The organism is Actinomycetospora sp. NBRC 106375, assembly GCF_030269665.1.
Classification (GTDB): Bacteria; Actinomycetota; Actinomycetes; order Mycobacteriales; family Pseudonocardiaceae; genus Actinomycetospora.
In genome coordinates, this window is record NZ_BSTS01000003.1 from 87,814 (window position 1) to 111,704 (window position 23,891).

Genomic DNA, 23,891 nt, shown 5'->3' on the forward strand with positions numbered 1-23,891 from the left:
TACGGGAGAGAGATGACCATCGATCTCGGCCTGCCCGAAGCACCCGCCGTGCTCGCGCCGCGCCGCCGGACCCGCCAGCTCGACGTGGGCGGTGTCGGAGTCGGCAGCGACCACCCCGTGTCCGTGCAGTCGATGACCACCACGCTGACCGCGGACATCAACTCGACGCTCCAGCAGATCGCGGAGCTCACCGCGGCCGGCTGCGACATCGTTCGCGTCGCCGTCCCGTCGGCCGACGACGCCGAGGCGCTGCCGGCGATCGCGAAGAAGTCCGGCATCCCCGTGATCGCCGACATCCACTTCCAGCCGAAGTACGTGTTCGCCGCGATCGACGCCGGGTGCGCCGCGGTCCGCGTCAACCCCGGCAACATCAAGAAGTTCGACGACAAGGTCGGCGAGATCGCCCGGGCCGCGAAGGACGCGGGGACCCCGATCCGCATCGGCGTCAACGCGGGCTCGCTGGAGCCGGGGATCATGGCCAAGCACGGCAAGGCCACGCCGGAGGCGCTGGTCGAGTCGGCGCTCTGGGAGGCCTCGCTCTTCGCCGAGCACGACTTCCACGACATCAAGATCTCGGTGAAGCACCACGACCCGGTGACGATGGTGCGCGCCTACGAGCAGCTCGCGGAGCAGTGCGACTACCCGCTGCACCTCGGCGTCACCGAGGCCGGGCCGACGTTCCAGGGCACGATCAAGTCGGCGACCGCCTTCGGGGCCCTCCTGAGCCGCGGCATCGGCGACACCATCCGCGTGTCGCTCTCGGCGCCGCCGATCGAGGAGGTCCGCGTCGGGCTCTCGATCCTCGAGTCGCTGAACCTGCGCCCGCGCAAGCTCGAGATCGTGTCCTGCCCGTCCTGCGGGCGGGCCCAGGTCGACGTCTACAAGCTCGCCGACGAGGTGACTGCCGGGCTCGAGGGCATGGAGGTCCCGCTGCGCGTGGCCGTCATGGGCTGCGTCGTCAACGGCCCGGGCGAGGCGCGCGACGCCGACCTCGGCGTCGCCTCCGGCAACGGCAAGGGCCAGATCTTCGTCAAGGGTGAGGTCATCAAGACCGTGCCCGAGGCGCAGATCGTGGAGACCCTCATCGAGGAGGCCCTGCGCCTCGCCGAGGACTCCGGCGACGACGAGCTCGCCGGCGGCCAGGCGGGCGGCGCCCCGACGGTGACCGTCGGCTGAGGTTTGTCAGCGAAGTGCCCCTATCGGCGTGCTCCCCTCGATGACACTCAGCGTCCGTATCGGTACTTCGATCACTCACGTCGGGTGTGCGCGCGTCATGATCGACAGGTCCGGGCGGTCCGGCTCGCACGCGTCGCGTGTGATGCTCGGGCCGGTGCACGATGGACGAATCGTCATCGAGCCGTGACGTGATCATGGGCTGAGGACCCCGGGCGCTGTCGGGGGGTGGTCCTAGCGTCGGGGTCGTGGAGAAGAGCGGGTGGGACGAGGGCGGCGACCTGCCGCCGCTCGTGCTGCGGCGGGCGATCGCCGACACGCTCGTCCGTCGCCTGCCCCTCGCCGCCGACGCCGTGCTCGAGGGCTCGCTCGACGCCGACCAGCTGTTCGCCCTCGAGGGGGGCGTTCAGCAGCTCGTCCGCGACGGGTACGGCGCCGACCTCGTGGTCGCGCTGGAACGCCGGCTCGTCGACCTCGCCCGCGCCCGTCGCGGCGTCGACCTCGCCCCGGCCGTCGCCGGATTCCTCGCCGCGTGCGTCTCGGCTGGCATGGTCCCTGCTGATGGGGTCCCTGCGGACGTGGTCCCGGCCGACGAGTTGGGGGTCGACGGCGACGCGCACGAGGCCGAAGCGGTCGATCCCGCCGGTACGGCCGGCGTCGACCCGCTCGACGCCAGACCGCCCGAGCCCGCGGACGCGGGGCCCGAGCGGCGGGCCGGTCCGGTCTGCGGCGTCCGGCTCCCCGGTTCTGGCCCCGGTTCTGGCCCCGGTTCTGGCCCCGGTTCTGGCCCCGGTTCTGGCCCCGGCCGCGGCTCGGGTCCGGTGGCGCTCGCCGACGGCCTCGCGCTCGCTTCCACGATCGCCTGCCGTCGTCGGCCGCGCGCGGTCAGCTGTGTGTCCCGCCGCGGGTGCGCCTCCCGGAGGTCGGTCCGCCCGAGGGATGAGACCACCGATCCGATCCCGGGAGTCCGCGAGCGGTGGCGGACGGATGCTAGCCGGGACCGCCCGAACGACGCGGGGCCGAGGAGGGGCGTCGCGGCGCGCGGTCCGCCGCGCGGACATGCTTCGTCCTCCCTGCAGGAGTCGAGCTCCCTGGCTGGTCGTTCGAGGTGACGGCCGCCGGCGTCGAGTCGTGTGCGGGTGGGTTCCTCCGGGGTCAGGCACCCGTGCACGCTCCCGTCGTGGCGCGCTGCGCCGGCGTCGGCTCCCGCGGTCACCGGGTTCCGCACGGTGCCAAGCGACGCGCGTGCGGGACGGTCGGACGTCGTGGTCGGATGGGGGCGTGAGCACGTTCGACGACCTCGACGCCTTCGTCGCCGCCCGCCGTTGCGCCGGGCTCGCGCTGTCCCCGGAAGGGACGCGCCTCGTCACGACTGTCTCGGAGCTCTCCGCGGACGGCAAGTCCTCCGGCACCTCGCTGTGGGAGATCGACCCCGGTGGCAAGCAGGCGCCGCGGCGGCTGACTCGCTCGTCGGCGGGGGAGTCGTCCGCGGCCTTCACCCCCGCCGGCGACCTCCTGTTCACCTCGCGGCGCCCCGACACCACGGCCGAGAAGCCCGCCGAGGACACGGCGGCCCTGTGGCTCCTGCCCGCCGGCGGGGGCGAGGCGCGCCCGGTCGCCGAGCGGCCCGGCGGGGTCAGCGGGTTCGCGGTCGCGCGCGACGCGGGCACGCTGGCGCTCGTCACCCCGAAGCCGGTCGAGGGCGACGCGGCCGAGCAGAAGGAGGCCCGCGAGTCGGCGGGGGTGTCGGCGCGGCTGCACACCGAGTTCCCGGTCCGCTTCTGGGACCACGACCTGGGCCCGGGCCGCGCCCACCTGCAGCGGTGCGCCCCGCCCGACCCCGACGACCCGGACGCGACCTACGGCGAGCCCGAGCACGTCGCGCCCCACGCCGGCGAGCGGTTCGGGGGCAGCGCGATCAGCCCCGACGGGCGCACGGTCGCCGTCGTCGCCGACGTCCCCGACCCCGACGACCCGGCCTCCTGGCGGCGCCGGCTCACGCTCCACGGCCCCGACGGGACGACGGCGGTCGGTGACGAACCGGGCGCCGACCACGAGTCCCCGGTGATCACACCGGACGGGCGCTGGCTGCTGTGGGTCCGCGAGCGCCACCCGCGGCCCGGGCGGGGCATGGCGCACACGCTGCGGGCGCGGTCGCTGGACGACGGCCACGAGGTCGACGTGCTGCCCGAGGGCGCCCGCCAGGTCCGCGGGATCACCGCCGCGCCCACCGGCGACGCCGTCCACGTCGTCGTCGACGAGGCCGGGCACGGGCCGGTGCTGCGGGTGTCGATCACCGACGGCACCGTGACCCGCCTGACCCGCAGCGGGACCTACACCGACGTCGTGGCCGCGGCCGACGGCACGGCGCTCTACGCGCTGCGGGCCGCGGTGGACGCGCCGCCGACGCCGGTGCGTCTCGACCCCGAGGCGCCCGACCAGGAGCCGGCCCCGCTGCGGGGCGTCACCGAGATCGACCCGCTGCCGGGCGCGCTGACCGAGGTGCACGCCACCGCCGCCGACGGCACGCCGCTGCGCGCCTGGCTCGTCCTGCCCGGCGGGGCGTCGGCGTCGTCACCCGCACCGCTCGTGCTCTGGATCCACGGCGGGCCCCTGTCCAGCTGGAACGCCTGGTCGTGGCGCTGGAACCCGTGGCTCATGGCCGCCCGCGGTTGGGCGGTCCTGCTGCCCGACCCGCGGCTGTCCACGGGCTACGGGCAGGAGTTCCTCGACCCGGCCACCGGGGCGTGGGGGGAGCTGCCCTACACCGACCTCATGACGGTCACCGACGCGACGACCGCCCGCGACGACATCGACGCGACGAAGGTCGCGGCGATGGGCGGCTCGTTCGGCGGCTACATGGCCAACTGGGTCGCCGGGCACACCGACCGCTTCGCCGCGATCGTGACCCACGCCAGCATCTGGCACCTCGACGGCTTCGTCGGCACCACGGACGCGTCGTTCCACTGGCGGCGCGAGTGGGGCGACCCGCTCGACGACCGCGAGCGCTACGACGCCCACTCGCCGCACCGCCACGTGCGCGCCATCCGCACACCGATGCTGGTGATCCACGGCGACAAGGACTACCGCGTCCCGATCTCCGAGGGCCTGCGGCTCTGGTACGACCTGCAGCGCTGCGGAGTGACGTCCCAGTTCCTCTACTTCCCCGACGAGAACCACTGGGTGCTCGCCCCCGGTGACGCGAAGCTCTGGTACCGCACGGTCTGGGCCTTCCTCGATCACCACGTCCTCGGTCAGGCCTACGAACGGCCCGCGCTCGTGTGACGCGCGGGAGGGGGGACACGGGTCGGCGGGCGGGCGACCGGACTGGGTGTTCCGGCCCCGGACGTGGCAGGCTGATGGAGTGCTCCGTACCGCCGGTGCGCGGCTGCTCGACGACCGGGACCGGTCCAAGGTGCGGAGCGCCCTCGACGCCGACCCCGTCGCCACGTGCATGGTCGCGTCGCGGGTCGAGACGGTCGGGGTCGAGCCCTGGCGCCTCGGCGGTGAGCTGTGGGGCGTGGGCGGACGTCTCGACGGTCTGTGCTTCTCCGGGGCCAATCTCGTGCCCCTGCGCGGCGACCGGGCGGAGGTGCGCCAGTTCGCCGAGCGGGCCCGCCGCCAGCGCCGCGCGTGCTCGTCGCTGGTCGGTCGGCGCGAGCTCGTGCTCCCGCTGTGGGAGGAGCTGCGGGAGCACTGGGACACCGCGCGGGAGGTCCGTCCCGACCAGCCGCTGATGGCCACGGCAGGTGCGCCGCTGGTCACCCCGGACCCGGCGGTGCGCCAGACCCGGCCCGACGAGCTCGAGCGCTACCTGCCGGCGGCGATCGCGATGTTCCTCGAGGAGGTCGGCGTCGACCCGCGCCTCGGCGACGGCGGCGCCGGCTACCGGGCCCGCGTCGCCGAGCTGATCGGCGCCGGGCGCGCGTTCGTGCGCTTCGAGCAGGGCGAGGTCGTGTTCAAGGCCGAGATCGGCGCGCTCTCCTCGCGGGTCGGCCAGATCCAGGGCGTGTGGGTGCACCCCGAGTGGCGCGGCCGGGGCCTCGGCCAGTCCGGCACCGCCGCGGTCGTCGCGCACCTCGTGCGGGCCCGGCGCGTCGCGAGCCTCTACGTCAACGCGTTCAACACCCCGGCCCGCCGCGCCTACGAGCGCATCGGGTTCGAGCAGGTCGGGGCGTTCGCGACGGTGCTGTTCTAGTGACCACCACGGCACCGCCCACCCGGCGGGCGGGCTGGATCGTCCTCGACGCCGTCGCGGTCGTCGCCTTCGCCGCGCTCGGCCGGGCCAGCCACGCCGAGGACCTCGCCGGCACCCTGCTCACCGCCGCGCCCTTCGTCGCCGGCGCCGCGGTCGGGACGCTGGCGGGGCGCACGTGGCGCGACCCGCTCGCCTGGGGCTCGGGCCTCGTGGTCTGGGCGGGTGCGGTCGTCGTCGGCCTGCCCCTGCGCGCGGCGTTCACCGGCCGGCTGCCGGTGTCCTTCGCGATCGTGGCGACCGTCTCGCTCGGGGTGCTGCTCCTCGGGTGGCGGGCGATCGCACGCGTCGTGCGTTCACGCCGGGCCTGATCCGTAGGACGCGGCCCGGACGGGGAACCCTCCGCGGCCTCGGCGTCGTGTCCCCCGATGTCGGTGGGTGGTGGCACGATCCCGGCATGGACTTCCGTGACCTCGCAACATTGGGTGCCGAACCGACGCCCCGGCATCTCGGTCAGTTCATCGTCCAGTATCTCGAGTCCCATGGCCCGAGCAAGCGTGGCGATTTCATCAATGCCGCGGAGACCGAGTGGCGCGCCGTGAGTGGCCGACGCCTCTCCGTCAATCTGACCTCAGCGGTGAAGAAAGCGCTCTCGGATCTGACGAAGCAAGACATCGTCAGGCCGAGCGGCGTTCACGGCATCTGGGTGCTGACGCGTGACCAGCACGAGACGGGTGCCGATGATCGGGACATGGAGCTGCCCGGCGGTGACGGAAGCGACGCACCGCAGGCGGACTGCGGCGATCCGGGCTCGCTGACTGTCGTCGTGGAGAAGGAGCTCGGAGTCGGCTCTCATCTCGTCTACTCGTTCTATCTCGACACCTACCGAGTGGCTGCGGAGGCGAAGAGTGAGAATCGTTGGCCTATCAAGATCGGGATGACCACCGGGCAGCTCGACAAGCGAATGGAGACTCACCGGACTGCGCTCCCCGAGGTTCCTCGCATTCCACTCGTGATCAGGCACGAGAACGCGGCGCTGCTCGAGCGTGTGGTGTACGGCGCGTTGATGCTCCGGGGCAGAGGACTCGACGGCGTCGTCGGTAGCGAATGGTTCCTGACCACTCCGGAGGAGATCGAGGAGATCTATCGGTCGGTCGCAGGCTGAGGACTCGACGCAGCTGATACCGCCCCGGGGTCTGTGATGTGATCGCCTCCCGGACCCGCCCCGGCTCGGCAGGGGCGCCTACGCTGGGCTGCATGCCGGTCCGCGCTCCGCTGCGGCCGGGGCAGCAGACGCCGCTGCGCCCGGTCCCTGCCCAGATCCCCCGCCCCGAGTACGTCGGCAAGCCGGCGCCCACCCGCAGCACCGACCCGTGGGTGCAGCCGCCCGAGATCATCGAAGCGATGCGAGTGGCCGGGAAGGTCGGCGCGCGGGCGCTGCAGGTCGGCGGCGACGCGGTGAAGCCCGGCGTCACCACCGACGAGGTCGACCGCGCGGTGCACGAGTTCCTCGTCGACCAGGGTGCCTACCCCTCGACGCTGGAGTACCGCGGCTTCCCGAAGTCGTGCTGCGTCTCGCTGAACGAGGTCATCTGCCACGGCATCCCGGACTCGACCGTGATCGAGGACGGCGACATCGTGAACATCGACGTCACCGCCTTCATCGGCGGTGTCCACGGCGACACCAACGCCACGTTCCTCGCCGGTGACGTCGACGAGGAGGACCGCCTGCTCGTCGAGCGCACCCACGAGGCGACCATGCGGGCGATCCGGGCGGTGAAGCCCGGCCGTGAGCTCAACGTCGTCGGCCGCGTCATCGAGTCCTACGCCAACCGCTTCGGCTACGGCGTCGTCCGCGACTTCACCGGGCACGGGATCGGGCGCGCGTTCCACTCCGGGCTCGTCGTCGTGCACTACGACGACCCCGCGCGCCAGGAGATGCTCGAGCCCGGGATGACGTTCACGATCGAGCCGATGATCACCCGCGGCGCGATCGACTACGACGTCTGGGACGACGGGTGGACGGTGACGACCAAGGACAAGTCGCACACCGCCCAGTTCGAGCACACGATCCTCGTCACCGACACCGGCAGCGAGATCCTCACGCTCCCGTGAGACGCGCCCGGCGGTGCGAGCGATGCGGCTTTCCTGGCGTCACACGCCAGGATCGCCACATGCTCGCGACGACGACACGCCGATGACGCGCCCATGACGCGGCCGCACGTGCTCGCCTCGGCGGCGGTGTCGATCGATGGTTTCCTCGACGACGCCTCCCCGCAGCGGCTCGTGCTCTCGGGTCCCGCCGACCTCGACCGTGTCGACGCCGAGCGGGCCGGGGTCGACGCGATCCTCGTCGGCGCCGGCACGGTGCGCGCCGACGACCCGCGCCTGCTCGTCCGCTCGCCCGACCGGCGCGCCGATCGCGTCGACCGGGGCCTCGGGCCCTCGCCCCTGCGGGTGGTGCTCTCCGCGTCACCCGTCGACCCCGGGGCCCGCGTCCTCACCGAGGGCCGCGATCTCGCTGACACCGTCGTGCTCGCCGGCGACCCGCACCACGTGCTCGACGAGCTCGCCGCCCACGGCGTCCTGCGGCTCATGGTCGAGGGCGGCGCCGACGTGCACCGGGAGTTCCTCGCCGCCGGTGCCGTCGACGAGCTCCAGCTGGTGGTGGCCCCTCGGCTCGTCGGCGACGGCCCACGCTTCACCGGGGCACCGACCGTGGCGCACCTCGTCGAGACCCGCCCCGTTGGGCAGGACGTGCTGCTGCGCTACCGCTTCGGCGACACCGACGCCCGCTGGCTCGCCGAGGCGTGCACGCTCGCGGAGCGCTGCCCGCCGTCGGCGTCGGCGTTCTCGGTGGGCTGCGTCGTCGTCGCCGCCGACGGCACCGTGCTGGCGACGGGCCACAGCCGCCGCGACGACGTCCTCGACCACGCCGAGGAGGTCGCGCTGCGGGACGTCGACCGCCACGACCCGCGCCTGCCCGGCGCCACGATCTACACGTCGCTGGAGCCCTGCGGGCAGCGCGCCTCGCGCCCGGTCACCTGCGCCCAGCACATCCTCGACGCGGGCATCGGCCGGGTGGTCATGGCGTGGCGGGAGCCGCCGTTGTTCGTCGGGACGCCGTCGGGCGCGGCGCGGCTGGCGGGGGCCGGCGTCGAGGTCGTCGAGTGCCCGGCGTTCGAGGCCCTCGCCCGCCGGCCCAACCGGCATCGCTGAGCCCGACAGGACGATCACCGCGCGGTCGGTCATCGTGGGGGCCGTGCGCTCGCTGCCGATCCTGCTGCCCGCCGCGGTGATCCGTGCCCGCGCCTGCCCGCTCGCGTCCATCCGGCAGATCCGGACGTGGCGCCTGCGCTTCGTCGAGCACGACGCCCCGGACGTCGCCCGGCCCGCGGGCTGGTCCGACGTGGTCGACGCCCACGCCGCACCTCGCCCCGGCCCCGACGGGCCCACCGACCTCACCGGCGACGGCTTCCGTGCCGTGTGGGACGCCCCGCGCCGCGTCGAGGGGCCCGTGCGGCTGCGCGGCGACCTCGTCGTCGACCCGCTCGACGGCCACCCCACGACGGGCCGCATCCACCGGGTCCGCCTGCTCACCGAGACGGTCCGGGAGGACGCGGCGGGCGAGCGGGTCGTCGCCCTGACGGCCCGCGACCTCTCCGCGGTCCCGAAGGTCGTCGACGACGGGTCGCCCGGTGAGCACGAGCGGGGGACGACGGCCCTCGACGTCCGCACCCGCGACCGGGGCGTCCTGCTGGACCTCGAGCTCGGGGTCACCTGAATCACCCGTGCACCCCGCGGCGCGGCGTGCGAGATTGCCGGGCATGGCGAAGGTCTACGAGCGCATCGAGCCGCGCCTGGCCCGGTGGATCGGCGAGCAGCCGGTGTTCTTCGTCGGCACCGCCCCACTGGCCGGCGACGGGCTGGTCAATGTCTCGCCCAAGGGGCTGCGGGGGACGTTCGGGGTACTCGACGACCACACGTTCGCCTACGTCGACATGACCGCCAGCGGCATCGAGACCACGGCCCACCTGCGCGAGAACGGGCGCATCTGCGTCATGTTCTGCTCCTTCGACGGCACGCCGAACGTCGTGCGCCTGCACGGGCACGGCCGCGTCGTCACCCACGGGGAGCCCGGGTTCGACGCGGCGCTGGAGCCGTTCGCGATGGGTCTCGCGTCGCGACGCACCGAAGCGCGCGGCGTCGTCACCGTCGACGTCTCCCGCGTCGCCGACGCCTGCGGGTACGCCGTGCCGCGCATGACCCTGGACAGCGACCGCGAGCTGCTCGACTCCTGGGCCGAGCGTCGCAGCCCGGAGTGGCTGCGGAACTACCGCGGCGAGAAGAACGAGTACTCCCTCGACGGCCTGCCCGGTCTCGCCGGACTCCCCGACTGGTGAGGGGTTCTCTGCTCGTCGCCGGGACGACGTCCGACGCGGGCAAGAGCGTCCTCGTCGCCGGCCTCTGCCGGTGGCTGCACCGCCGCGGCGTCGACGTGGCGCCGTTCAAGGCGCAGAACATGTCGAACAACAGCGTGGTGTGCGCCGACGGCGGGGAGATCGGGCGCGCGCAGGCGCTGCAGGCCGCGGCCTGCGGGCTCGCGCCCAGCGTCCGGTTCAACCCGGTCCTGCTCAAGCCGGGCAGCGACCGCAGCGCGCAGGTCGTCGTGCGCGGGGTCGTCGACGGGACGGTGTCGGCGGCGAGCTACCGGGAGCGCAAGGCCGCGCTGCTCGAGGTCGTCACCGCGACCCTCGCCGACCTGCGCCGCGACCACGACGTCGTGATCTGCGAGGGCGCCGGGTCCCCGGCCGAGATCAACCTGCGCGCCACCGACATCGCCAACATGGGCCTCGCGCGCGCCGCCGACCTGCCGGTGATCGTGGTCGGCGACATCGACCGCGGCGGCGTGCTGGCGCACCTGTTCGGCACGCTCGCGGTGCTCGAGCCCGCCGACCAGGCGCTGGTCGCGGGCTGGGTGGTCAACAAGTTCCGCGGCGACCCGGCGCTGCTCGCCCCCGGCCTCGACCAGTTGCGGGACCTCACCGGGCGCCCGACGCTCGGCGTGCTGCCGTGGAGCCCGGAGCTGTGGATCGACGCCGAGGACTCGCTCGGCCACGTCGCCGACGGCGTCGTCGGACGGCCCGCGCCACCCGCCGGCCGGGACTGGCTGCGGGTCGCGGTCGTGCGCCTGCCGCGGGTGTCCAACGGCACCGACGTCGACGCCCTGAGCTCCGAGCCCGGGGTGGCCGTGCGCTGGGTCACCGAGCCCTCGCGCCTGGCCGACGCCGACCTCGTGGTCATGCCCGGCTCGAAGACGACCGTCGCGGACCTCGCCTGGCTGCGCTCCACCGGCCTCGCCGACGCGGTGGCGGCGCACGCCCGCGAGGGCAAGCCCGTCCTCGGCGTCTGCGGCGGCTACCAGATGCTGGGCCGGCGCATCCACGACCCGCACGGCGTCGAGACCACGCCCGGCACCGTCGACGGGCTGGGCCTCCTCGACCTCGAGGTCACCTTCGACGTCGCCAAGCACCTCGGCACCCCGGCGGGCGTCGCGCTCGGCGAGCCGGTCACGTTCTACGAGATCCACCACGGGCGGGAGCTGCGGTCCGGCGCCGCCGCCCCGCTGGTGACGCTCGCCGACGGCGCTCCCGAGGGCGTCGACGCCGGCCACGTGCTCGGCACCCACGCCCACGGGCTGCTCGAGAACGACGCCCTGCGCCGCCGTCTGCTCGCCCGCGTCGCCGCCGCGGCCGGGCGGGACTTCGCCCCGGCGCCGGACACGTCCTACGCGGTCGTGCGAGCCGCCCAGCTCGACCTGCTCGGCGACCTCGTCGCCGACCACCTCGACACCGCCGCCCTCGAGCAGCTGATCAGCGGGGGAGCCCCGCCCGGTCTGCGGGTCGTCCGGGCGGGCTAGGCCAACGGCTCGGTCGGGAGCCCGAGGGTCTCGGCGATCGTCGCGCAGGCGGCGCCGAGAGCGACCGTCCGCTCGGGGCCCAGCGGGTCGACGACGAGACGCCGCACCGTCTCGACGTGTCCCGGCGCCGCCGCGGTGAGCGTCGCCCGGCCCTCCTCGGTGAGGGTGGCGACGGTGTAGCGCCGCCCGGTGCCCGGGCACACGGTGCGCCGGATCCAGCCGCGCTGCTCGAGCCGGGTGACCGCGTGGGACGTGCGCGAGAGCGAGCCGTTCGCCATCTCGGCGAGCGCGGAGATCGGCAGCGTCTCCTCGGGGCTCACCGACAGCCGCGCCAGGATCATGTAGCCGAACAGGGTCAGGTCGGCGTCGCGCACCAGCTGGCTCTCCAACGCGCCGGGCAGCACGAGCAGCACCTTGCACAGCAGCACCCAGGCCGCGCGCTCGTCGTCGTCGAGCCAGCGGGTGTCGGCGGCGTCGGTCACCCGCCCATCGTGCCACCAAATACTTGACGTGAACACGCAACCCGGAGGAGAGTCAAAGTCGTTGGGTTGAACACGCAACCCAAGGCCCGGGAAGGCTCCGCCATGACCTCCATCGCCACCCCGCCGGCGGGCGCCGTCCCCGCCGCCGCCCCGACACCGCGCCTCGTCGGCGGGATCGCCGTCGCCGCCCTCGGCGCGGTCGTCGTCAACGCGCTGCTCGCGCTGGCGCTGTCCGCGCTGCTCACCGGACCGGCCGTCGGGCTCGAGCCCGCCATGGCCTGGATCAGCATGAGCATCGTCGGCGTGCTGATCGGCACGGCCGGGTGGGTCGCGGTCCGTCGCCTCGCCGCGCGGCCGGCGGCGCTGCTGCGGGTGCTGGTCCCCGTCGCGCTCGTGGTCTCGTGGATCCCCGACGCCGTCGTGCTCGCCGGTGGCGCGGGCGTGCTCAACGTCGTCGGGCTCGCCCTGATGCACGCCGTCGTCGCGGCGGCCTGTGTCGCGGTCCTGCCGCGCGTGCTCCCCGTGCGGTGAGGGTCAGGCGGGCGCGACGTCGTAGACGTGCCCCGCCGTGCGCAGGCGCTCGACCAGCGCCGGGCCCATCGCCGTGGCCGGGGTCAGCGAGCCGGTGCGGTTCGGCAGCCGGTCGCCGTCGAGGGCGAGGCACAGCGCGCTCTCGCCGAGCATCACCGCGGTCGCGGCGTAGCCCGGGTCGCCCGAGCCGGAGACGCGGGCGGTGTAGCGGGCGCCGGTGGTGGTGGTCGCGTCGACGTCGTGGCGGAACCAGCCGGTCTCCTGCGTCTTCTCGCTCGGGCCGGTGCCCGGCTTCGGCAGGACCCGGTCGAGCACCTGGCGCACGCCCGGCGTCGAGAGTCCCGCGAGCAGCCCGCCGAGCCCCGCGGTCACCGCGCCGGCGGCGACGGCGCCGACGGGTCCCTTGCCGACGCCCATGACCTCGCCGTAGCGCAGGCCCTTGCCGTACGAGTAGCCGGCGATGGCGTTCGAGCGCCGCACGATGCGGGTGTTGTACGAGGCCATGACGAACGGGGCCACCCAGCGGCCGTGCAGCCGGTGCGGCGTGGGGGTGTCGCTGGGCTGGCGGGTCTCGGGCTCGGCGTCGCGCTCGGGGCTCAGGCCGAAGGGGTCGCGCAGCAGCCTGAACACCGAGCGGTCGGCCTTCGCCGCGTCGGCGAGCCCGCGCATCGAGTCCACGGTGCCGCCGGAGACGCCGCCGCGGATGCGGGCGACGGCGGTGACGTCGGTGAGCTCGCCCTCGCCGTCGGCCTGGACGCGGCTGTGCAGCAGGAGGACCGCGAGGTCGGAGGGGATCGAGTCGTAGCCGCAGGAGTGGACGATCCGGGCGCCGGTGCTGCGCGCGACCTCGTCGAAGCGGTCGATCGCCTCGCGGGCGAACTGGACCTCGCCGGTGAGGTCGGCGTAGTGGGTGCCCGCGGTGGCGCAGGCCTCGACCACCGGCATCCCGTACTTCGCGTAGGGGCCGACGGTCGTGGCGACGACATCGGTGGCGGCCGCCATCCGGGCCAGCGCCTCGGTGTCGGAGGTGTCGGCGACGACCAGCGGCCAGTCTCCGCCCGGGGCGGGCAGCCGGTCGCGTGCGGCCTCGAGGCGCTGCCGGGAGCGCCCGGCCAGCGCGATCCGCGTGCCAGCCGGGGCGTGGCGGGCCAGGTAGGCGGCGGTCAGCTCCCCGACGAAGCTCGTCGCGCCGAACAGGACCAGCTCGTGCTCACGATCACCGGACATGGCGGAACGATAGCGGCGCACCCCAGGTGCAGCAGGGCGCGCCGCCGCCGCTCACCGAGGGCTCAGTGCCGGATCGGGGCTTCGGTCACCGGGAGCCCGACGGCGCGGGCGAGGCCGAGCATGCCCAGCAGCTCGGCACAGTCCTCGACCCCGGTCGCCCGGGAGGCGACGACGCGGGCCGCGCTGAGCTGGTCCTGCTCGTGGGCGGCGAGCGCGGACTCGTGGGCTCCCGTCACGCGGTTCGCCACCGGGTCGGCCTTGGGGCGGGCCTTCACGGCGCGCCCCCCTGGCTGCGCGGGCTGCGGGCGTTGCGGGTGGCCGCGGCGAAGGCGCCGTCGTCGCCGGCGTCCTTCCTGGCCTTCTTGATGGCCCGCTTCTCCTTGATGGACTTGCCGGACTTCTTGCTCGCGGTCTGGCGCGGCGACTTGTCGGACACGGGGTCTCCCCGAGGAGGCCGTCGCGGCGGCCCGTGGCAGGCCGGGCGTGACGGTGGTTGACCGGCACGGGCCGCGCCGAGGAGCGCGCTTCCCTTCGCTCATCCCACAGGCGACGTCCGGAGCTCCGCTCCGGGCCGGTACGTGGTCCACGTTACCCGGTGCGCCCGCTCAGCGGGCCGTGCTCGCTCATCGCGGTGTGATCGCGAAGACCGGGTGGCGGTCGGCGATCGCCGCGAGCTCGGCGTCGCTCGCGTCGGCGCCGACGCCGGAGAAGAACGCGCCGACCTCCCACGCCCAGGCGCGCAGGTACGCACGCAGCACCGGCACCTTGTCAGCGTCGGCCAGCTCGACGGCGCGCACGGTCTCGGTGCGGCGCCCGACGTGCAGCTCGGCCTCGCCGGCGACGCGCAGGTTGCGCACCCACTGGGTGTGGCCGCGCGCGGCGACGAGGTAGCGGCGGCCCTCGTACGTCAGCGGGTTGACCGGCGTGGTGCGCACCTCGCCGCTGGTGCGCCCGCGGACCCCGAGCACGGCGGAGCCCGCCAGCGGGACGCCGAGGCGTGTCAGTCCGGCCACGAGGGGGTTCATCACGCGGCGGGTGATGCGGCCGGGGGCCTGGTAGTGGCTGGTGTTCACGGTGTCTCCTCGGGACGTCTTCTGAGAGCGCTGCTCTCGATGAAGAGCAGTGTTCTCGAAAAGTGGCTCCTCGTCAAGAGCACTGCTCTCGATCCGTGGCAGGATGCTGGTCATGCCCCCCGGAGCCCGCGCGCGGGCACGTGCCGAGACGAGCCGCGCGATCCTCGACGAGGCGCGCCGCCAGCTCGCGCGGGAGGGCGCCGCGGCGCTCTCGCTGCGCTCGGTGGCGCGCGAGGTCGGGATGGTGTCGTCGGCGGTCTACCGCTACGTGGCCAGCCGCGACGAGCTCCTCACGCGCCTGATCGTCGAGGCCTACGACGCGATCGGGGAGGCCGCCGAAGGCGCGCGCGACGACGGCGCCGGTCCCCGGGCGCAGTGGCGGGCGGTGTGGCGGGCCGTGCGCGCCTGGGCGCACGAGCACCCGGCCGAGTACGGCCTGATCTACGGCACGCCCGTCCCCGGCTACGCCGCCCCGACCGAGACGATCCCGGCCGCCGGGCGCGTCGGCGTCGTCCTCGCGGGCATCGTCGTCGCCCACGGCGACCCCGGTGCGGTCGGCGGCTGGCCCTCGGTGGTCCGGGACGACGTCCTGCCCGAGCTCGCCCGCCCGGTGGTCGTGCCCGCGGTCGTCGCGTGGACGCAGCTCTTCGGCACGGTGGGCTTCGAGCTCTTCGGCCAGTACGAGAACGTCGTGACCGACCGAGACGCCTACTTCGACGCGGTCGCCGACGCCGCCGCGACGTCCGTGGGGCTCCCCGCGGGCAGGTGACGCCGTCCGGACGCTTGACGCCGTCGTCCCGGCGCCGGACGGTGTGCTTCGCCTGACATCGGCAGGGACGTCGAGAGGGGATGCGATGGCCGAGCACGACCGGTCCGGTGACGAGGAACGCCCGCCGCCGATCCCCGAGGCGATCCGGCGCGAGCGCGAGGCCGAGGAAGCCGCCGATGCCGACAGCGTGACCTCGATCGCGAGCACCGAGAGCCGCGGGCGCCACGCCAAGGGCGACGAGGACTCCCTGCCCGGTGCCGAGGCGCGTGAGCGCGCCGCCGAGGAGTCCGCCGACGCCGAGCAGGCGCAGTCGGACAACCCGTCCATCCCGGGCACCGAGCAGCGGGGCCGCTCCGACTGACGGTCAGCCGCCCGCGCGCGCCGCGGCCCCGGCGCGCAGCCCCGCGATCATGAGGTCGAGACCGTGCCGGAACGGGGCCTCGTGGTCGGCGGCCGTGCCGGTGCGCGCCGCGAGCACGGGCGCGAGCGCCTCGAGGTGCGGGTAGGAGCCCGGGGGACGCGCCGGCGCGCCGGTCTCGCGGTCGCGCTCGGCGTGGTACTCGATCGCCGAGCCGATGACGAGGTTGCCGACGGCCTGGACGGTCGCGAACGCGTCGGCGGGGGAGAAGCCCGCCCGGACGAGGGTGCCGAGTGTCAGCTCCACCACCGGCAACGAGGCCTCGGTCGGACGGTTGCCCGCGACCACCAGGGCGGCGTCGCGGTGCGCGACCAGGGCCCGGAACTGCCGGACGGCGCGCTCGCGCAGCCAGTCCGCCCAGTCCTCGCCCGGCGCGAGCGGCGTGACTTGCCACTGGTCGGCGAGCAGGCGCTCGGCGACGTGGTCGAGCAGGGTCCGTTTGTCGGCGACGTGCCAGTACAGCGTCGGCGCGCTCACCCCGAGCTCGCGGGCGAGCCGGCGCAGCGAGAGCCCCTCGAGGCCGACCTCGGCGAGCAGGTCCACCGCGGCGTCGACGACGTCGTCGCGGGTGAGGGTCTGGCGCGCCACCGCGGAAACCTCCTTGCCGTCTCTAACAGCGTCAGAGTAGCGTCTCTAACACTGTTAGGGGAGGACGCATGGACACCACCACGGGGCCGAGCGGCCCGGCCGTCTCCGTCCGCGGCCTCGTCAAGCGCTACGGCAGCGGCGAGAAGCAGGTCGAGGCGGTCCGCGGGATCGATCTCGAGGTCGCGCGCGGCGAGACCTTCGGCTTCCTCGGCCCGAACGGGGCCGGGAAGTCCACCACGATCAACATCCTGTGCACGCTGGTCGAGCCGACCGCCGGTGACGCCGAGGTCGTCGGGCTCGACGTCGTGCGCGACCGCGCGGCGGTGCGCCGCCGGATCGGCCTGGTCTTCCAGGACCCGACGCTCGACGGCCCGATGTCGGGCGAGCAGAACCTGCGGTTCCACCAGGAGCTCTACGGCGTCGACCGCCGCCGCGCGCCCGGCCGGCGCGAGGAGGTCCTGCGCATGGTGGGGCTCTGGGAGCGGCGGGCCGACGAGGTGCGGACCTACTCCGGCGGCATGCGGCGCCGCCTCGAGATCGCCCGCGGGCTGCTGCACTCGCCGCAGGTGCTCTTCCTCGACGAGCCGACGATCGGGCTCGACCCGCAGACCCGGGGCTCCATCTGGGACTACGTCGCGGAGCTGCACCACACCGAGGAGATCACGGTCTTCGTCACCACCCACTACATGGACGAGGCCGAGCACTGCGACCGGATCGCGATCATGAACGAGGGGCGGATCGTCGCCCTCGACACCCCGGACGCGCTGAAGGCCCAGGTCGGCGCCGACCGCGTCACGATCACCACCGACGACGACGAGGCGGCGCTGCGGGCGCTGCGCACCGAGTTCGGGCTGGAGGGCGCGGTGCGCGAGGGCGTCGTGTCGATCGCCGTGCCCGACGGCGCGGGGTTCGTGCCGCGACTGTTCGACCGGCTGGGCGTCGGCATCCGGTCCGTCACCGTCACCCGGCCCAGCCTCGACGACGTGTTCCTCGCCCACACCGGCACGACGATCCGCGACGCCGAGACCGGGCCGAGCATGCACCCGATGGCCATGCGGATGAGAGGGCGCTGATGACCACCACCCTGACCCCCGAGTCCCTCCACATCCCCGAGAGCAGCCTCGCCACCGAGGCGCGCGCCGCCGTCGTCGTCTGGCAGCGCGAGATGATCCGCTTCGTCAAGGACCGGTCCCGGATCCTGTCGTCGCTCGCGCAGCCGCTGCTGTTCCTCTTCGTGCTCGGCAGCGGCCTGGGCTCGCTGCTGAACAGCAGCGCCGGCGGGTCCGTCCAGTTCACGACGTTCCTGTTCCCGGGCGTCATGGCGATCTCGGTGCTGTTCACCGCGGCGTTCGCGGGCATCTCGATCGTCTGGGACCGCGAGTTCGGGTTCCTGCGCGAGATGCTCGTCGCGCCGGTGTCGACGGCGTCGATCCTCGTCGGCAAGGCCCTGGGCGGGGCCTCGGTCGCCACCCTGCAGTGCCTGGTCCTGCTGGCGCTGGCCGGGCTCGTCGGCGTGCCCTACGACCCGCTGATGCTCCTCGGCATGATCGGTCTGATCTTCCTGATGGCCTTCATGATCACGGCGCTGGGGCTGGTGCTCGCCGCACGTGTGCGGCAGGTGCAGACGGCGATGCCGCTCGTCCAGCTCGTGATCACGCCGCTGATGTTCCTGTCCGGCGCCCTGTTCCCGCTCTCGGGCCTGCCGACCTGGCTCACCGTGCTCACGCACGTCAACCCGATGACCTACGCCGTGGAGCCGCTGCGCTCGCTCGTGTTCGACCACCTCGACGTCGACGCCGCCACCCGCGCGCGCTTCGACCCGGGCATCGTCTGGGGCACCTGGGTCGTGCCGGTGGGCGTGCAGATCCTCATGACGATCGGCTTCTGCGTGCTGCTGCTGGCGCTCGCGGTGTGGCGGTTCCGGCGGACGGAGTGATCACGCCTCGGGATCGAGCGCGAGCCCCAGCAGCGCGTTCTCGATGACCTCCGGCAGCGCCGGGTGGATCCAGTACTGGTGCTCGGCCATCGTGCGCGCGTCGAGCCCGAAGGTGATCGCCTGGATGAGGGGCTGGATGAGCGACGAGGCCTCGGGGCCCATGAGGTGGGCGCCGAGCAGCGTGCCGTCGGTCGGGTCGGCGATGAGCTTGACGACGCCGGTGGTGTCCTCCATCGCCCAGCCGAAGGCGACGTCGCCGTAGCGCTGGACCTTGGTGACGTAGCGGATGCCGCGCTCGCGGCAGTCCTGCTCGCGTAGCCCGATCGTCGCGATCTGCGGGTCGGTGAACACCGCCGAGGGCACGTGGGCGTTGTTGGTCGCGCGCGGGTCGTCGGGGTGCAGCAGGTTGTGCCGCACGACCGCGGCCTCGTGGTTGGCGACGTGCTTGAGCTGGAACGGCGAGCTGACGTCGCCCAGCGCCCACACCCCGGGCACCGAGGTGCGCTGCTGCTCGTCGACGACGATCCGCCCGTCGGGGTGCAGGTCGAGCCCGCCGGCCGCGGCGTCGAGGCGGTCGCCGTTGGGGAGGCGTCCGGTGGCGACGAGCAGGGCGTCGGCCTCGATCTGCCCGTGCTGGCAGTGCACCACGATCGTGCCGTCGGCGCGCTGCTCGGGCGGCGCGGTCGGGGCGGCGTCGACGAGCACGTTCCAGCGGGTCGCCGCCAGCTCGGTGAATCGCGCGGAGATCTCCTCGTCCTGCTCGCGCAGCAGCGCGGGCCCGCGCGTCGCGATGGTGACCTCGCTGCCCAGGGCGGAGAACACGTGCGCGAACTCGGCGGCGATGTAGCCCCCGCCGATGATCGTCAGGCGGCGCGGGACCTCGTCGATGCGCATCACGTCGTCGGACGTGTAGTACGGCACGCCGCTCTCGACGATCTTCTCGGGGATCGCCGGGCGCGCGCCGGCGGCCACGACGAAGCGGTCGCCGGTGACGGCCACCGGCGCGCCGCCGTCGGTCGGGGTGACCTCGAGCGCGCGCTCGCCGGTGAACCGGGCGTGGCCGAGGTAGACGGTGGTGTCGGACTGCTCCTGGCGGTAGCGCCGGCCGCCTGCCGAGATCGGGTCGATGCGGGAGAACACGCGGTCGCGGATGTCGGTCCAGCGGATCTTGTCGATCGACGCGTCGATGCCGTAGGTGCCGGACCGCCGGATGATCTCGGCGACGTCGGCGGCGTAGACGAACATCTTCGTCGGGATGCAGCCCACGTTGAGGCACGTCCCGCCGTAGATCCCGTGCTCGACGATCGCCACGTCGAGGCCGGCGAAGCGCTCGTCCGGGATCGAGTTGCCCGAGCCGGTGCCGATGATGACGAGATCGTGGTGAGGCACGGGCCCCACGGTAGTGCGCGACCGGACCGGCTGCGGTCCCGGCCGACCGCCGGTGTGGGTGGCGGGGCCCACGACGAACGGTCACGACGACCTCCGCTCGGCGATCCGAGCCGACCGCTTGCCGCCGAAGCGCCACCCGTCGGTGTCGTTTACCGACAGAAATCGACCGTTCGTCGTCGCTCGGCGGAGCGAACCTGCCCCGTTCCGTCTTGTCGCCCGCCCTCGGCGGCTGCTGTCGTCTGCGGCCGACGGCGGATGACCGCTCGGCTGATCGGCCTATATGGCCAGAGCCGAACGGACGTGAGCGGAGGGGCGGGACGGATGAGGAACGGCGTGCGCGACGGGGTCACCGCGGTCGGACGGACCCTCGTGCTCGTCGGGATATCCCTCCTGCTGGCGCTGACCGCGGTCGGGACCGCGGCGGCCGCTCCCTCCATCGTGACCGGCGACGACCCGGGCACCGACCCGGGGACGGGCGGTGGTTCCGGCGGCTCCGGCTCCGGGCTCACCGTGGACGCCGGGACGCGGGTCGTCGGCGGGGCGCAGACGACCACCACCGAGGTCCCGTGGGCGGTGTTCCTCACCGACGCCGGCGGCTTCCAGTTCTGCGGCGCGACGCTCGTCGCGCCGACCAAGGTCCTCACCGCGGCGCACTGCATGGCGAGCACCGCCGCCGACCAGGTGCGGGTGGTCGCCGGCCGCGACGACAAGCAGTCGAGCGCGGGGGAGACGCTGAAGGTGGCGTCGGCGTGGGTCAGCCCCGAGTTCGAGGGTGTCGGGAAGGGCACCGACCTCGCGGTGCTCACCCTGGCGACCCCCAGCACCCGTACCCCGCTGCCGCTCGCCGGGCCCGGCGACGAGTCGCTCTACACCGACGGGCGCGCCGCCCAGGTCTACGGCTGGGGCGCGACCGCCGAGAACGCGCCGCCGTCGCGCTACCTGCTGACGGCGACGGTGCCGATGCGCGGCGACACCTACTGCCGCGCCGGCGACGGGACGTTCGACGGACGCAAGCTGACCTGCGCCGGGTTCGACGCGGGCGGCGTCGACTCCTGCCAGGGCGACTCCGGCGGCCCGCTCGTCGCCGGCGGCAAGCTCATCGGGGTCACGTCCTTCGGCGACGGGTGCGCCCGCGCCGGGCGTCCCGGCTACTACGTGCGGGTCGCGGCCGTGAGCACCGCGCTGGCACCGCAGCTCGCCTGAGCTGCGCACCCAGGACGTGCGGACCGGAGGGCAGACCGGTCCGGCGAGACGGGTGCGGGACCCGGACCACCGGCCCCCGGTCCGGGTCCCGCCCCGCGGGCGCCGACGGGTCGTCCTCATCTCAGCGAGCGCTCAGATGTCGTGGGTTAGGGTCGGCCGTCATTCCTCTCCGCTCGACGAAGGACGTTCCTTGGCCTTCCCGTTCTCGGCCGTGGTCGGCCACGAGGACCTGCGCCTGGCCCTCATGCTCACCGCGGTCGACCCGGGCATCGGCGGCGTCCTGGTGCGCGGCGAGAAGGGCACCGCGAAGACGACGATCGTGCGCGCGCTGGCCACGCTGCTGCCGCCGGTCGAGGTCGTCGCCGGCGACCGCTTCTCCGTCGACCCCGACGCCGGCGAGGAGAGCCCCGACGGCCCGTTCCCCGCGGACTCCGACCGTGAGCGGCGCCCGGTGCGGCTGGTCGAGCTGCCGGTCGGGGCGTCCGAGGACCGCGTCATCGGTTCGCTCGACCTCGAGGAGGTTCTCGCCCACGGGCGCGCGACCGTGCGGCCCGGGCTGCTGGCGGCCGCGCACCGGGGCGTGCTCTACGTCGACGAGGTCAACCTCCTGCACGACCACCTCGTCGACCTCCTGCTCGACGCCGCCGCCACCGGCCGCGCGCACGTCGAGCGCGACGGGGTCTCGCTGACCCACCCCGCGGCGTTCCTGCTCGTCGGGACGATGAACCCGGAGGAGGGCGAGCTGCGCCCGCAGCTGCTCGACCGCTTCGGGCTCACGGTGGCGGTCAGCGCGTCCCGCGAGGTCGGCGAGCGCACCGAGGTGGTCCGGCGGCGGCTGGCGCACGACGCCGACCCCGACGCCTTCGCCGCCCGCTTCGCCGGCGACGAGGACGCCCTGCGCGCGCGCCTCGTCGAGGCACGGGCCCGCCTCGGGGCGGTCGTGCTGCCCGATGCGGAGCTCGTGCGGATCGCCGCGCTGTGCGCCGAGGTCGAGGTCGACGGGATGCGCGCCGACGTGGTGCTCGCGCGCACCGCGGTCGCCCACGCCGCCTGGCGGGGCGCCGAGGCGGTCGACGCCTCCGACGTCCGTGCCGCGGCACGGCTCGCCCTGCCGCACCGGCGGCGCCGCGACCCGTTCGACGAGCCCCACCTCGGCGACGACGAGCTGGACGAGGCGATGGAGCGCGCGGACGAGGCGACGTCCGAGGCCGAGTCACCGGAGCCGCCCGAGCCGCCCGAGCCGCCCGAGCCGCCGGAGCCGCCGGAGGGCGGGCCGGACGACGGGGGACCGGACGACGGGGGACCCGACGACGGGGGACCCGACGACTCCGGTCCCGGCGGTGGCCCCGGCGGGGGTGCGCCGCCGCCGACGAACGGTCAGGCTCCGCCGGGGGAGCAGCAGCCGTCGTCGGAGTCGTCGTCGGACCCACCGTCGGAGCAGTCGCCGGAGCCGCCGTCGGAGCCCCGGCCCGAGCCCGTCGGGGTCCCGGTCGGCGCGCCGGCCCGGACGCGTCTGCGGGCGCGCCGGTTCGAGGTGCGCGGGACCGGCGAGGGTGCCCCCGGCCGGCGCTCGCGGGCGCGGGGCCGTCAGGGACGCACGGTCCGGGCCGTGCCCGAGCGCCGCGACGACACGACGCTGCACGTCCCGGCGACCGTCCTCGCCGCCGCCGGGCGCGGGGCTCGGGTGGAGCCCGAGGACCTGCGCCACGCCGTCCGGGAGGGCCGCGAGGGCAACCTCGTGCTGTTCTGCGTCGACGCGTCCGGCTCGATGGCCGCGCGCCGCCGGATGTCCGCGGTGACGGGCGCCGTCGCGGCCCTGCTCCGCGACGCCTACCAGCGCCGCGACCGCGTGGGCGTGGTGACGTTCCGGGGCACCGCGGCGAGCGTGACGCTGCCGCCGACGACGTCGGTGCACACCGCCCACGCCCGCCTGCACGACCTGCGGACCGGCGGGCGCACCCCGCTCGCCGACGGGCTGCGCACGGCCCGGGCGGTCCTGCGCACCGAGCGCACCCGCGACCCCCGCCGGCGCGGCCTGCTCGTGGTGCTCACCGACGGGCGGGCGACGGCGTCGGGCGGGCTCGACGCGGCCCTCGACGCCGCCCGGGGTCTCGCGCGCGACGCCGGGGCCTCGGGTCGCGGGGCGAGCATGAGCACCGTCGTCGTCGACTGCGAGTCCGGTCCGGTGCGCCTGGGGCTCGCCGGGCGCGTGGCCCGCGTCGCCGGCGGCACCGTCGTCACCCTCGACGAGCTGACCGGCGAGTCGGTCGCGGGCGTCGTGGAGCAGTTCCGGGCCTCGTGAGCAGTTGGCGCCCCCATCGGGGCGCCAACTGCTCACGTACCGACGAAGGAGGCAAGCGTGCCGCAGGGGGTTCCCGTGACGGTGCCGCAGGACGGGCTGACGACGCGGCAGCGTCGCCGGCGGCCGCTGCTCGTCGTGCACACCGGGGTCAACAAGGGCAAGTCGACCGCGGCGTTCGGGCTCGCGCTGCGCCAGTGGACCGCCGGCTCGTCGATCGCGGTGTTCCAGTTCGTCAAGTCCGCGAAGTGGCGGGTGGGCGAGGAGACGGCGCTGCGCGCCCTCGGCGACGTGCACCGCGACACCGGCCAGGGCGGGCCGGTGGAGTGGCACAAGATGGGCGAGGGCTGGTCGTGGTCGCGCAAGCAGGGGTCCGAGGAGGACCACGCCGGGGCCGCGCGTGAGGGCTGGGCGGAGATCCGGCGCCGCCTCGAGGCCGGCGCGCACGACTTCTACGTGCTCGACGAGTTCACCTATCCGCTGAAGTGGGGCTGGATCGACACCGACGAGGTCGTCGCGGTGCTGCGCGACCGTCCGGGCCACCAGCACGTCGTCGTCACCGGGCGCGACGCGCCGCCCGCGCTGGTCGAGGCCGCCGACCTCGTCACCGAGATGACGAAGATCAAGCACCCGATGGACGCGGGGCAGAAGGGGCAGAAGGGCATCGAGTGGTGAGCGCGGGGGACGT

Annotated in this window: 26 protein-coding genes; 18 read left to right on the plus strand and 8 right to left on the minus strand. The window is 74.5% G+C overall.

What is annotated here, in order from left to right:
- Positions 1–12 precede the first annotated feature (12 nt).
- Positions 13–1,176: a flavodoxin-dependent (E)-4-hydroxy-3-methylbut-2-enyl-diphosphate synthase gene (ispG, locus tag QSK03_RS06150; RefSeq protein WP_285649430.1), complete on the plus strand. Its 1,164-nt coding sequence runs from the start codon at positions 13–15 to the stop codon at positions 1,174–1,176.
- Between the two features lie 173 nt (positions 1,177–1,349).
- On the opposite strand, the gene QSK03_RS06155 is transcribed toward ispG, so the two are convergent.
- On the minus strand, positions 1,350–1,793 hold the full coding sequence (locus tag QSK03_RS06155) for a hypothetical protein (protein ID WP_285649431.1): 444 nt from the start codon (positions 1,791–1,793) through the stop codon (positions 1,350–1,352).
- A 661-nt stretch (positions 1,794–2,454) separates the two neighbouring features.
- On the opposite strand from QSK03_RS06155, the gene QSK03_RS06160 reads away from it, so the two are divergent.
- The 9 genes from QSK03_RS06160 to QSK03_RS06200 all read left to right on the plus strand — a co-directional run bounded on the left by QSK03_RS06160 (position 2,455) and on the right by QSK03_RS06200 (position 11,288).
- Complete coding sequence (locus tag QSK03_RS06160) at positions 2,455–4,458, plus strand: alpha/beta hydrolase family protein (protein ID WP_285649433.1); 2,004 nt, start codon at positions 2,455–2,457, stop codon at positions 4,456–4,458.
- 79 nt (positions 4,459–4,537) lie between these two features.
- A complete protein-coding gene (locus tag QSK03_RS06165; protein WP_285649435.1) occupies positions 4,538–5,371 on the plus strand; it encodes a GNAT family N-acetyltransferase in 834 nt (277 codons plus the stop codon).
- A complete protein-coding gene (locus tag QSK03_RS06170) occupies positions 5,371–5,739 on the plus strand; it encodes a DUF3054 domain-containing protein (RefSeq protein ID WP_285649437.1) in 369 nt (122 codons plus the stop codon). The genes QSK03_RS06165 and QSK03_RS06170 overlap by 1 nt, the downstream gene beginning before the upstream one ends.
- 86 nt (positions 5,740–5,825) lie before the next feature.
- Positions 5,826–6,533, plus strand: coding sequence for a GIY-YIG nuclease family protein (locus QSK03_RS06175; RefSeq protein ID WP_285649439.1), 708 nt, complete (start codon positions 5,826–5,828; stop codon positions 6,531–6,533).
- A 92-nt stretch (positions 6,534–6,625) separates the two neighbouring features.
- The gene (gene map / locus QSK03_RS06180; protein ID WP_285649441.1) at positions 6,626–7,483 is read left to right on the plus strand and encodes a type I methionyl aminopeptidase; all 858 of its coding nucleotides are present in this window, start codon (positions 6,626–6,628) and stop codon (positions 7,481–7,483) included.
- 93 nt (positions 7,484–7,576) lie between these two features.
- A complete protein-coding gene (locus QSK03_RS06185; RefSeq protein WP_285649443.1) occupies positions 7,577–8,587 on the plus strand; it encodes a dihydrofolate reductase family protein in 1,011 nt (336 codons plus the stop codon).
- A gap of 43 nt (positions 8,588–8,630) precedes the next feature.
- A complete protein-coding gene (locus QSK03_RS06190; RefSeq protein WP_285649445.1) occupies positions 8,631–9,152 on the plus strand; it encodes a hypothetical protein in 522 nt (173 codons plus the stop codon).
- Between the two features lie 43 nt (positions 9,153–9,195).
- Positions 9,196–9,771: a pyridoxamine 5'-phosphate oxidase family protein gene (locus QSK03_RS06195; RefSeq protein WP_285649447.1), complete on the plus strand. Its 576-nt coding sequence runs from the start codon at positions 9,196–9,198 to the stop codon at positions 9,769–9,771.
- Positions 9,768–11,288, plus strand: coding sequence for a cobyric acid synthase (locus tag QSK03_RS06200; RefSeq protein ID WP_285649449.1), 1,521 nt, complete (start codon positions 9,768–9,770; stop codon positions 11,286–11,288). Before QSK03_RS06195 ends, QSK03_RS06200 begins: the two co-directional genes overlap by 4 nt.
- Here QSK03_RS06200 and QSK03_RS06205 read toward each other — a convergent pair.
- Entirely contained in the window at positions 11,285–11,770 is a 486-nt protein-coding gene (locus tag QSK03_RS06205; RefSeq protein WP_285649451.1) for a MarR family winged helix-turn-helix transcriptional regulator, read from the minus strand. The genes QSK03_RS06200 and QSK03_RS06205 overlap by 4 nt on opposite strands.
- A 102-nt stretch (positions 11,771–11,872) precedes the next feature.
- Between QSK03_RS06205 and QSK03_RS06210 the strand changes: the two genes are divergently transcribed.
- Positions 11,873–12,301, plus strand: a complete 429-nt coding sequence (locus QSK03_RS06210; RefSeq protein ID WP_285649453.1) for a hypothetical protein — start codon at positions 11,873–11,875, stop codon at positions 12,299–12,301.
- Positions 12,302–12,304: 3 nt separating this feature from the next.
- On the opposite strand, the gene QSK03_RS06215 is transcribed toward QSK03_RS06210, so the two are convergent.
- From QSK03_RS06215 to QSK03_RS06230, 4 genes are all read right to left on the minus strand, one after another.
- On the minus strand, positions 12,305–13,528 hold the full coding sequence (locus tag QSK03_RS06215) for a saccharopine dehydrogenase family protein (RefSeq protein ID WP_285649456.1): 1,224 nt from the start codon (positions 13,526–13,528) through the stop codon (positions 12,305–12,307).
- Between the two features lie 62 nt (positions 13,529–13,590).
- A complete protein-coding gene (locus QSK03_RS06220) occupies positions 13,591–13,803 on the minus strand; it encodes a hypothetical protein (protein WP_285649458.1) in 213 nt (70 codons plus the stop codon).
- Entirely contained in the window at positions 13,800–13,964 is a 165-nt protein-coding gene (locus QSK03_RS06225) for a hypothetical protein (RefSeq protein WP_285649460.1), read from the minus strand. Before QSK03_RS06225 ends, QSK03_RS06220 begins: the two co-directional genes overlap by 4 nt.
- Positions 13,965–14,151: 187 nt before the next feature.
- Complete coding sequence (locus QSK03_RS06230; protein WP_502872140.1) at positions 14,152–14,601, minus strand: nitroreductase/quinone reductase family protein; 450 nt, start codon at positions 14,599–14,601, stop codon at positions 14,152–14,154.
- 112 nt (positions 14,602–14,713) lie between these two features.
- Between QSK03_RS06230 and QSK03_RS06235 the strand changes: the two genes are divergently transcribed.
- A complete protein-coding gene (locus QSK03_RS06235; protein ID WP_285649462.1) occupies positions 14,714–15,370 on the plus strand; it encodes a TetR/AcrR family transcriptional regulator in 657 nt (218 codons plus the stop codon).
- Positions 15,371–15,455: 85 nt separating this feature from the next.
- Positions 15,456–15,731: a hypothetical protein gene (locus QSK03_RS06240; protein ID WP_285649464.1), complete on the plus strand. Its 276-nt coding sequence runs from the start codon at positions 15,456–15,458 to the stop codon at positions 15,729–15,731.
- A gap of 3 nt (positions 15,732–15,734) precedes the next feature.
- Here the strand turns inward: QSK03_RS06240 and QSK03_RS06245 are convergent, their stop codons facing one another.
- Positions 15,735–16,376 carry a TetR/AcrR family transcriptional regulator C-terminal domain-containing protein gene (locus QSK03_RS06245; protein WP_285649466.1) on the minus strand — a complete coding sequence of 214 codons (642 nt, stop codon included), beginning with the start codon at positions 16,374–16,376 and terminating at the stop codon, positions 15,735–15,737.
- A gap of 68 nt (positions 16,377–16,444) precedes the next feature.
- Here QSK03_RS06245 and QSK03_RS06250 point away from each other — a divergent pair, with 68 nt between their 5' ends.
- Together QSK03_RS06250 and QSK03_RS06255 are read left to right on the plus strand one after the other, a co-directional pair.
- Positions 16,445–17,449, plus strand: a complete 1,005-nt coding sequence (locus QSK03_RS06250) for an ATP-binding cassette domain-containing protein (protein ID WP_285649468.1) — start codon at positions 16,445–16,447, stop codon at positions 17,447–17,449.
- Positions 17,449–18,312 carry an ABC transporter permease gene (locus QSK03_RS06255; protein WP_285649470.1) on the plus strand — a complete coding sequence of 288 codons (864 nt, stop codon included), beginning with the start codon at positions 17,449–17,451 and terminating at the stop codon, positions 18,310–18,312. The genes QSK03_RS06250 and QSK03_RS06255 overlap by 1 nt, the downstream gene beginning before the upstream one ends.
- On the opposite strand, the gene QSK03_RS06260 is transcribed toward QSK03_RS06255, so the two are convergent.
- The gene (locus QSK03_RS06260) at positions 18,313–19,701 is read right to left on the minus strand and encodes a mycothione reductase (RefSeq protein ID WP_285649472.1); all 1,389 of its coding nucleotides are present in this window, start codon (positions 19,699–19,701) and stop codon (positions 18,313–18,315) included. It abuts the gene before it with no gap.
- A 333-nt stretch (positions 19,702–20,034) separates the two neighbouring features.
- On the opposite strand from QSK03_RS06260, the gene QSK03_RS06265 reads away from it, so the two are divergent.
- The 3 genes from QSK03_RS06265 (at position 20,035) to cobO (ending at position 23,878) form a co-directional block, all read left to right on the plus strand.
- On the plus strand, positions 20,035–20,904 hold the full coding sequence (locus QSK03_RS06265; RefSeq protein ID WP_285649474.1) for a S1 family peptidase: 870 nt from the start codon (positions 20,035–20,037) through the stop codon (positions 20,902–20,904).
- Positions 20,905–21,040: 136 nt separating this feature from the next.
- Positions 21,041–23,206, plus strand: a complete 2,166-nt coding sequence (locus QSK03_RS06270) for a VWA domain-containing protein (protein WP_285649476.1) — start codon at positions 21,041–21,043, stop codon at positions 23,204–23,206.
- Between the two features lie 57 nt (positions 23,207–23,263).
- Positions 23,264–23,878 (plus strand): cob(I)yrinic acid a,c-diamide adenosyltransferase, encoded by a 615-nt coding sequence (gene cobO, locus QSK03_RS06275; RefSeq protein WP_285649478.1) that lies wholly within the window; start codon positions 23,264–23,266, stop codon positions 23,876–23,878.
- Positions 23,879–23,891: the final 13 nt, after the last annotated feature.

Excerpts from the sequence above, each read along its gene's own strand:
- ispG (WP_285649430.1), top strand. The coding sequence starts at position 13 with ATGACCATCGATCTCGGCCTGCCCGAAGCACCCGCCGTGCTCGCGCCG.
- QSK03_RS06175 (WP_285649439.1), top strand. The coding sequence starts at position 5,826 with ATGGACTTCCGTGACCTCGCAACATTGGGTGCCGAACCGACGCCCCGG.
- map (WP_285649441.1), top strand. The coding sequence starts at position 6,626 with ATGCCGGTCCGCGCTCCGCTGCGGCCGGGGCAGCAGACGCCGCTGCGC.
- QSK03_RS06185 (WP_285649443.1), top strand. The coding sequence starts at position 7,577 with ATGACGCGGCCGCACGTGCTCGCCTCGGCGGCGGTGTCGATCGATGGT.
- QSK03_RS06195 (WP_285649447.1), top strand. The coding sequence starts at position 9,196 with ATGGCGAAGGTCTACGAGCGCATCGAGCCGCGCCTGGCCCGGTGGATC.
- QSK03_RS06210 (WP_285649453.1), top strand. The coding sequence starts at position 11,873 with ATGACCTCCATCGCCACCCCGCCGGCGGGCGCCGTCCCCGCCGCCGCC.
- QSK03_RS06215 (WP_285649456.1), bottom strand. The coding sequence starts at position 13,528 with ATGTCCGGTGATCGTGAGCACGAGCTGGTCCTGTTCGGCGCGACGAGC.
- QSK03_RS06235 (WP_285649462.1), top strand. The coding sequence starts at position 14,714 with ATGCCCCCCGGAGCCCGCGCGCGGGCACGTGCCGAGACGAGCCGCGCG.
- QSK03_RS06240 (WP_285649464.1), top strand. The coding sequence starts at position 15,456 with ATGGCCGAGCACGACCGGTCCGGTGACGAGGAACGCCCGCCGCCGATC.
- QSK03_RS06250 (WP_285649468.1), top strand. The coding sequence starts at position 16,445 with ATGGACACCACCACGGGGCCGAGCGGCCCGGCCGTCTCCGTCCGCGGC.
- QSK03_RS06255 (WP_285649470.1), top strand. The coding sequence starts at position 17,449 with ATGACCACCACCCTGACCCCCGAGTCCCTCCACATCCCCGAGAGCAGC.
- QSK03_RS06270 (WP_285649476.1), top strand. The coding sequence starts at position 21,041 with ATGTCGTGGGTTAGGGTCGGCCGTCATTCCTCTCCGCTCGACGAAGGA.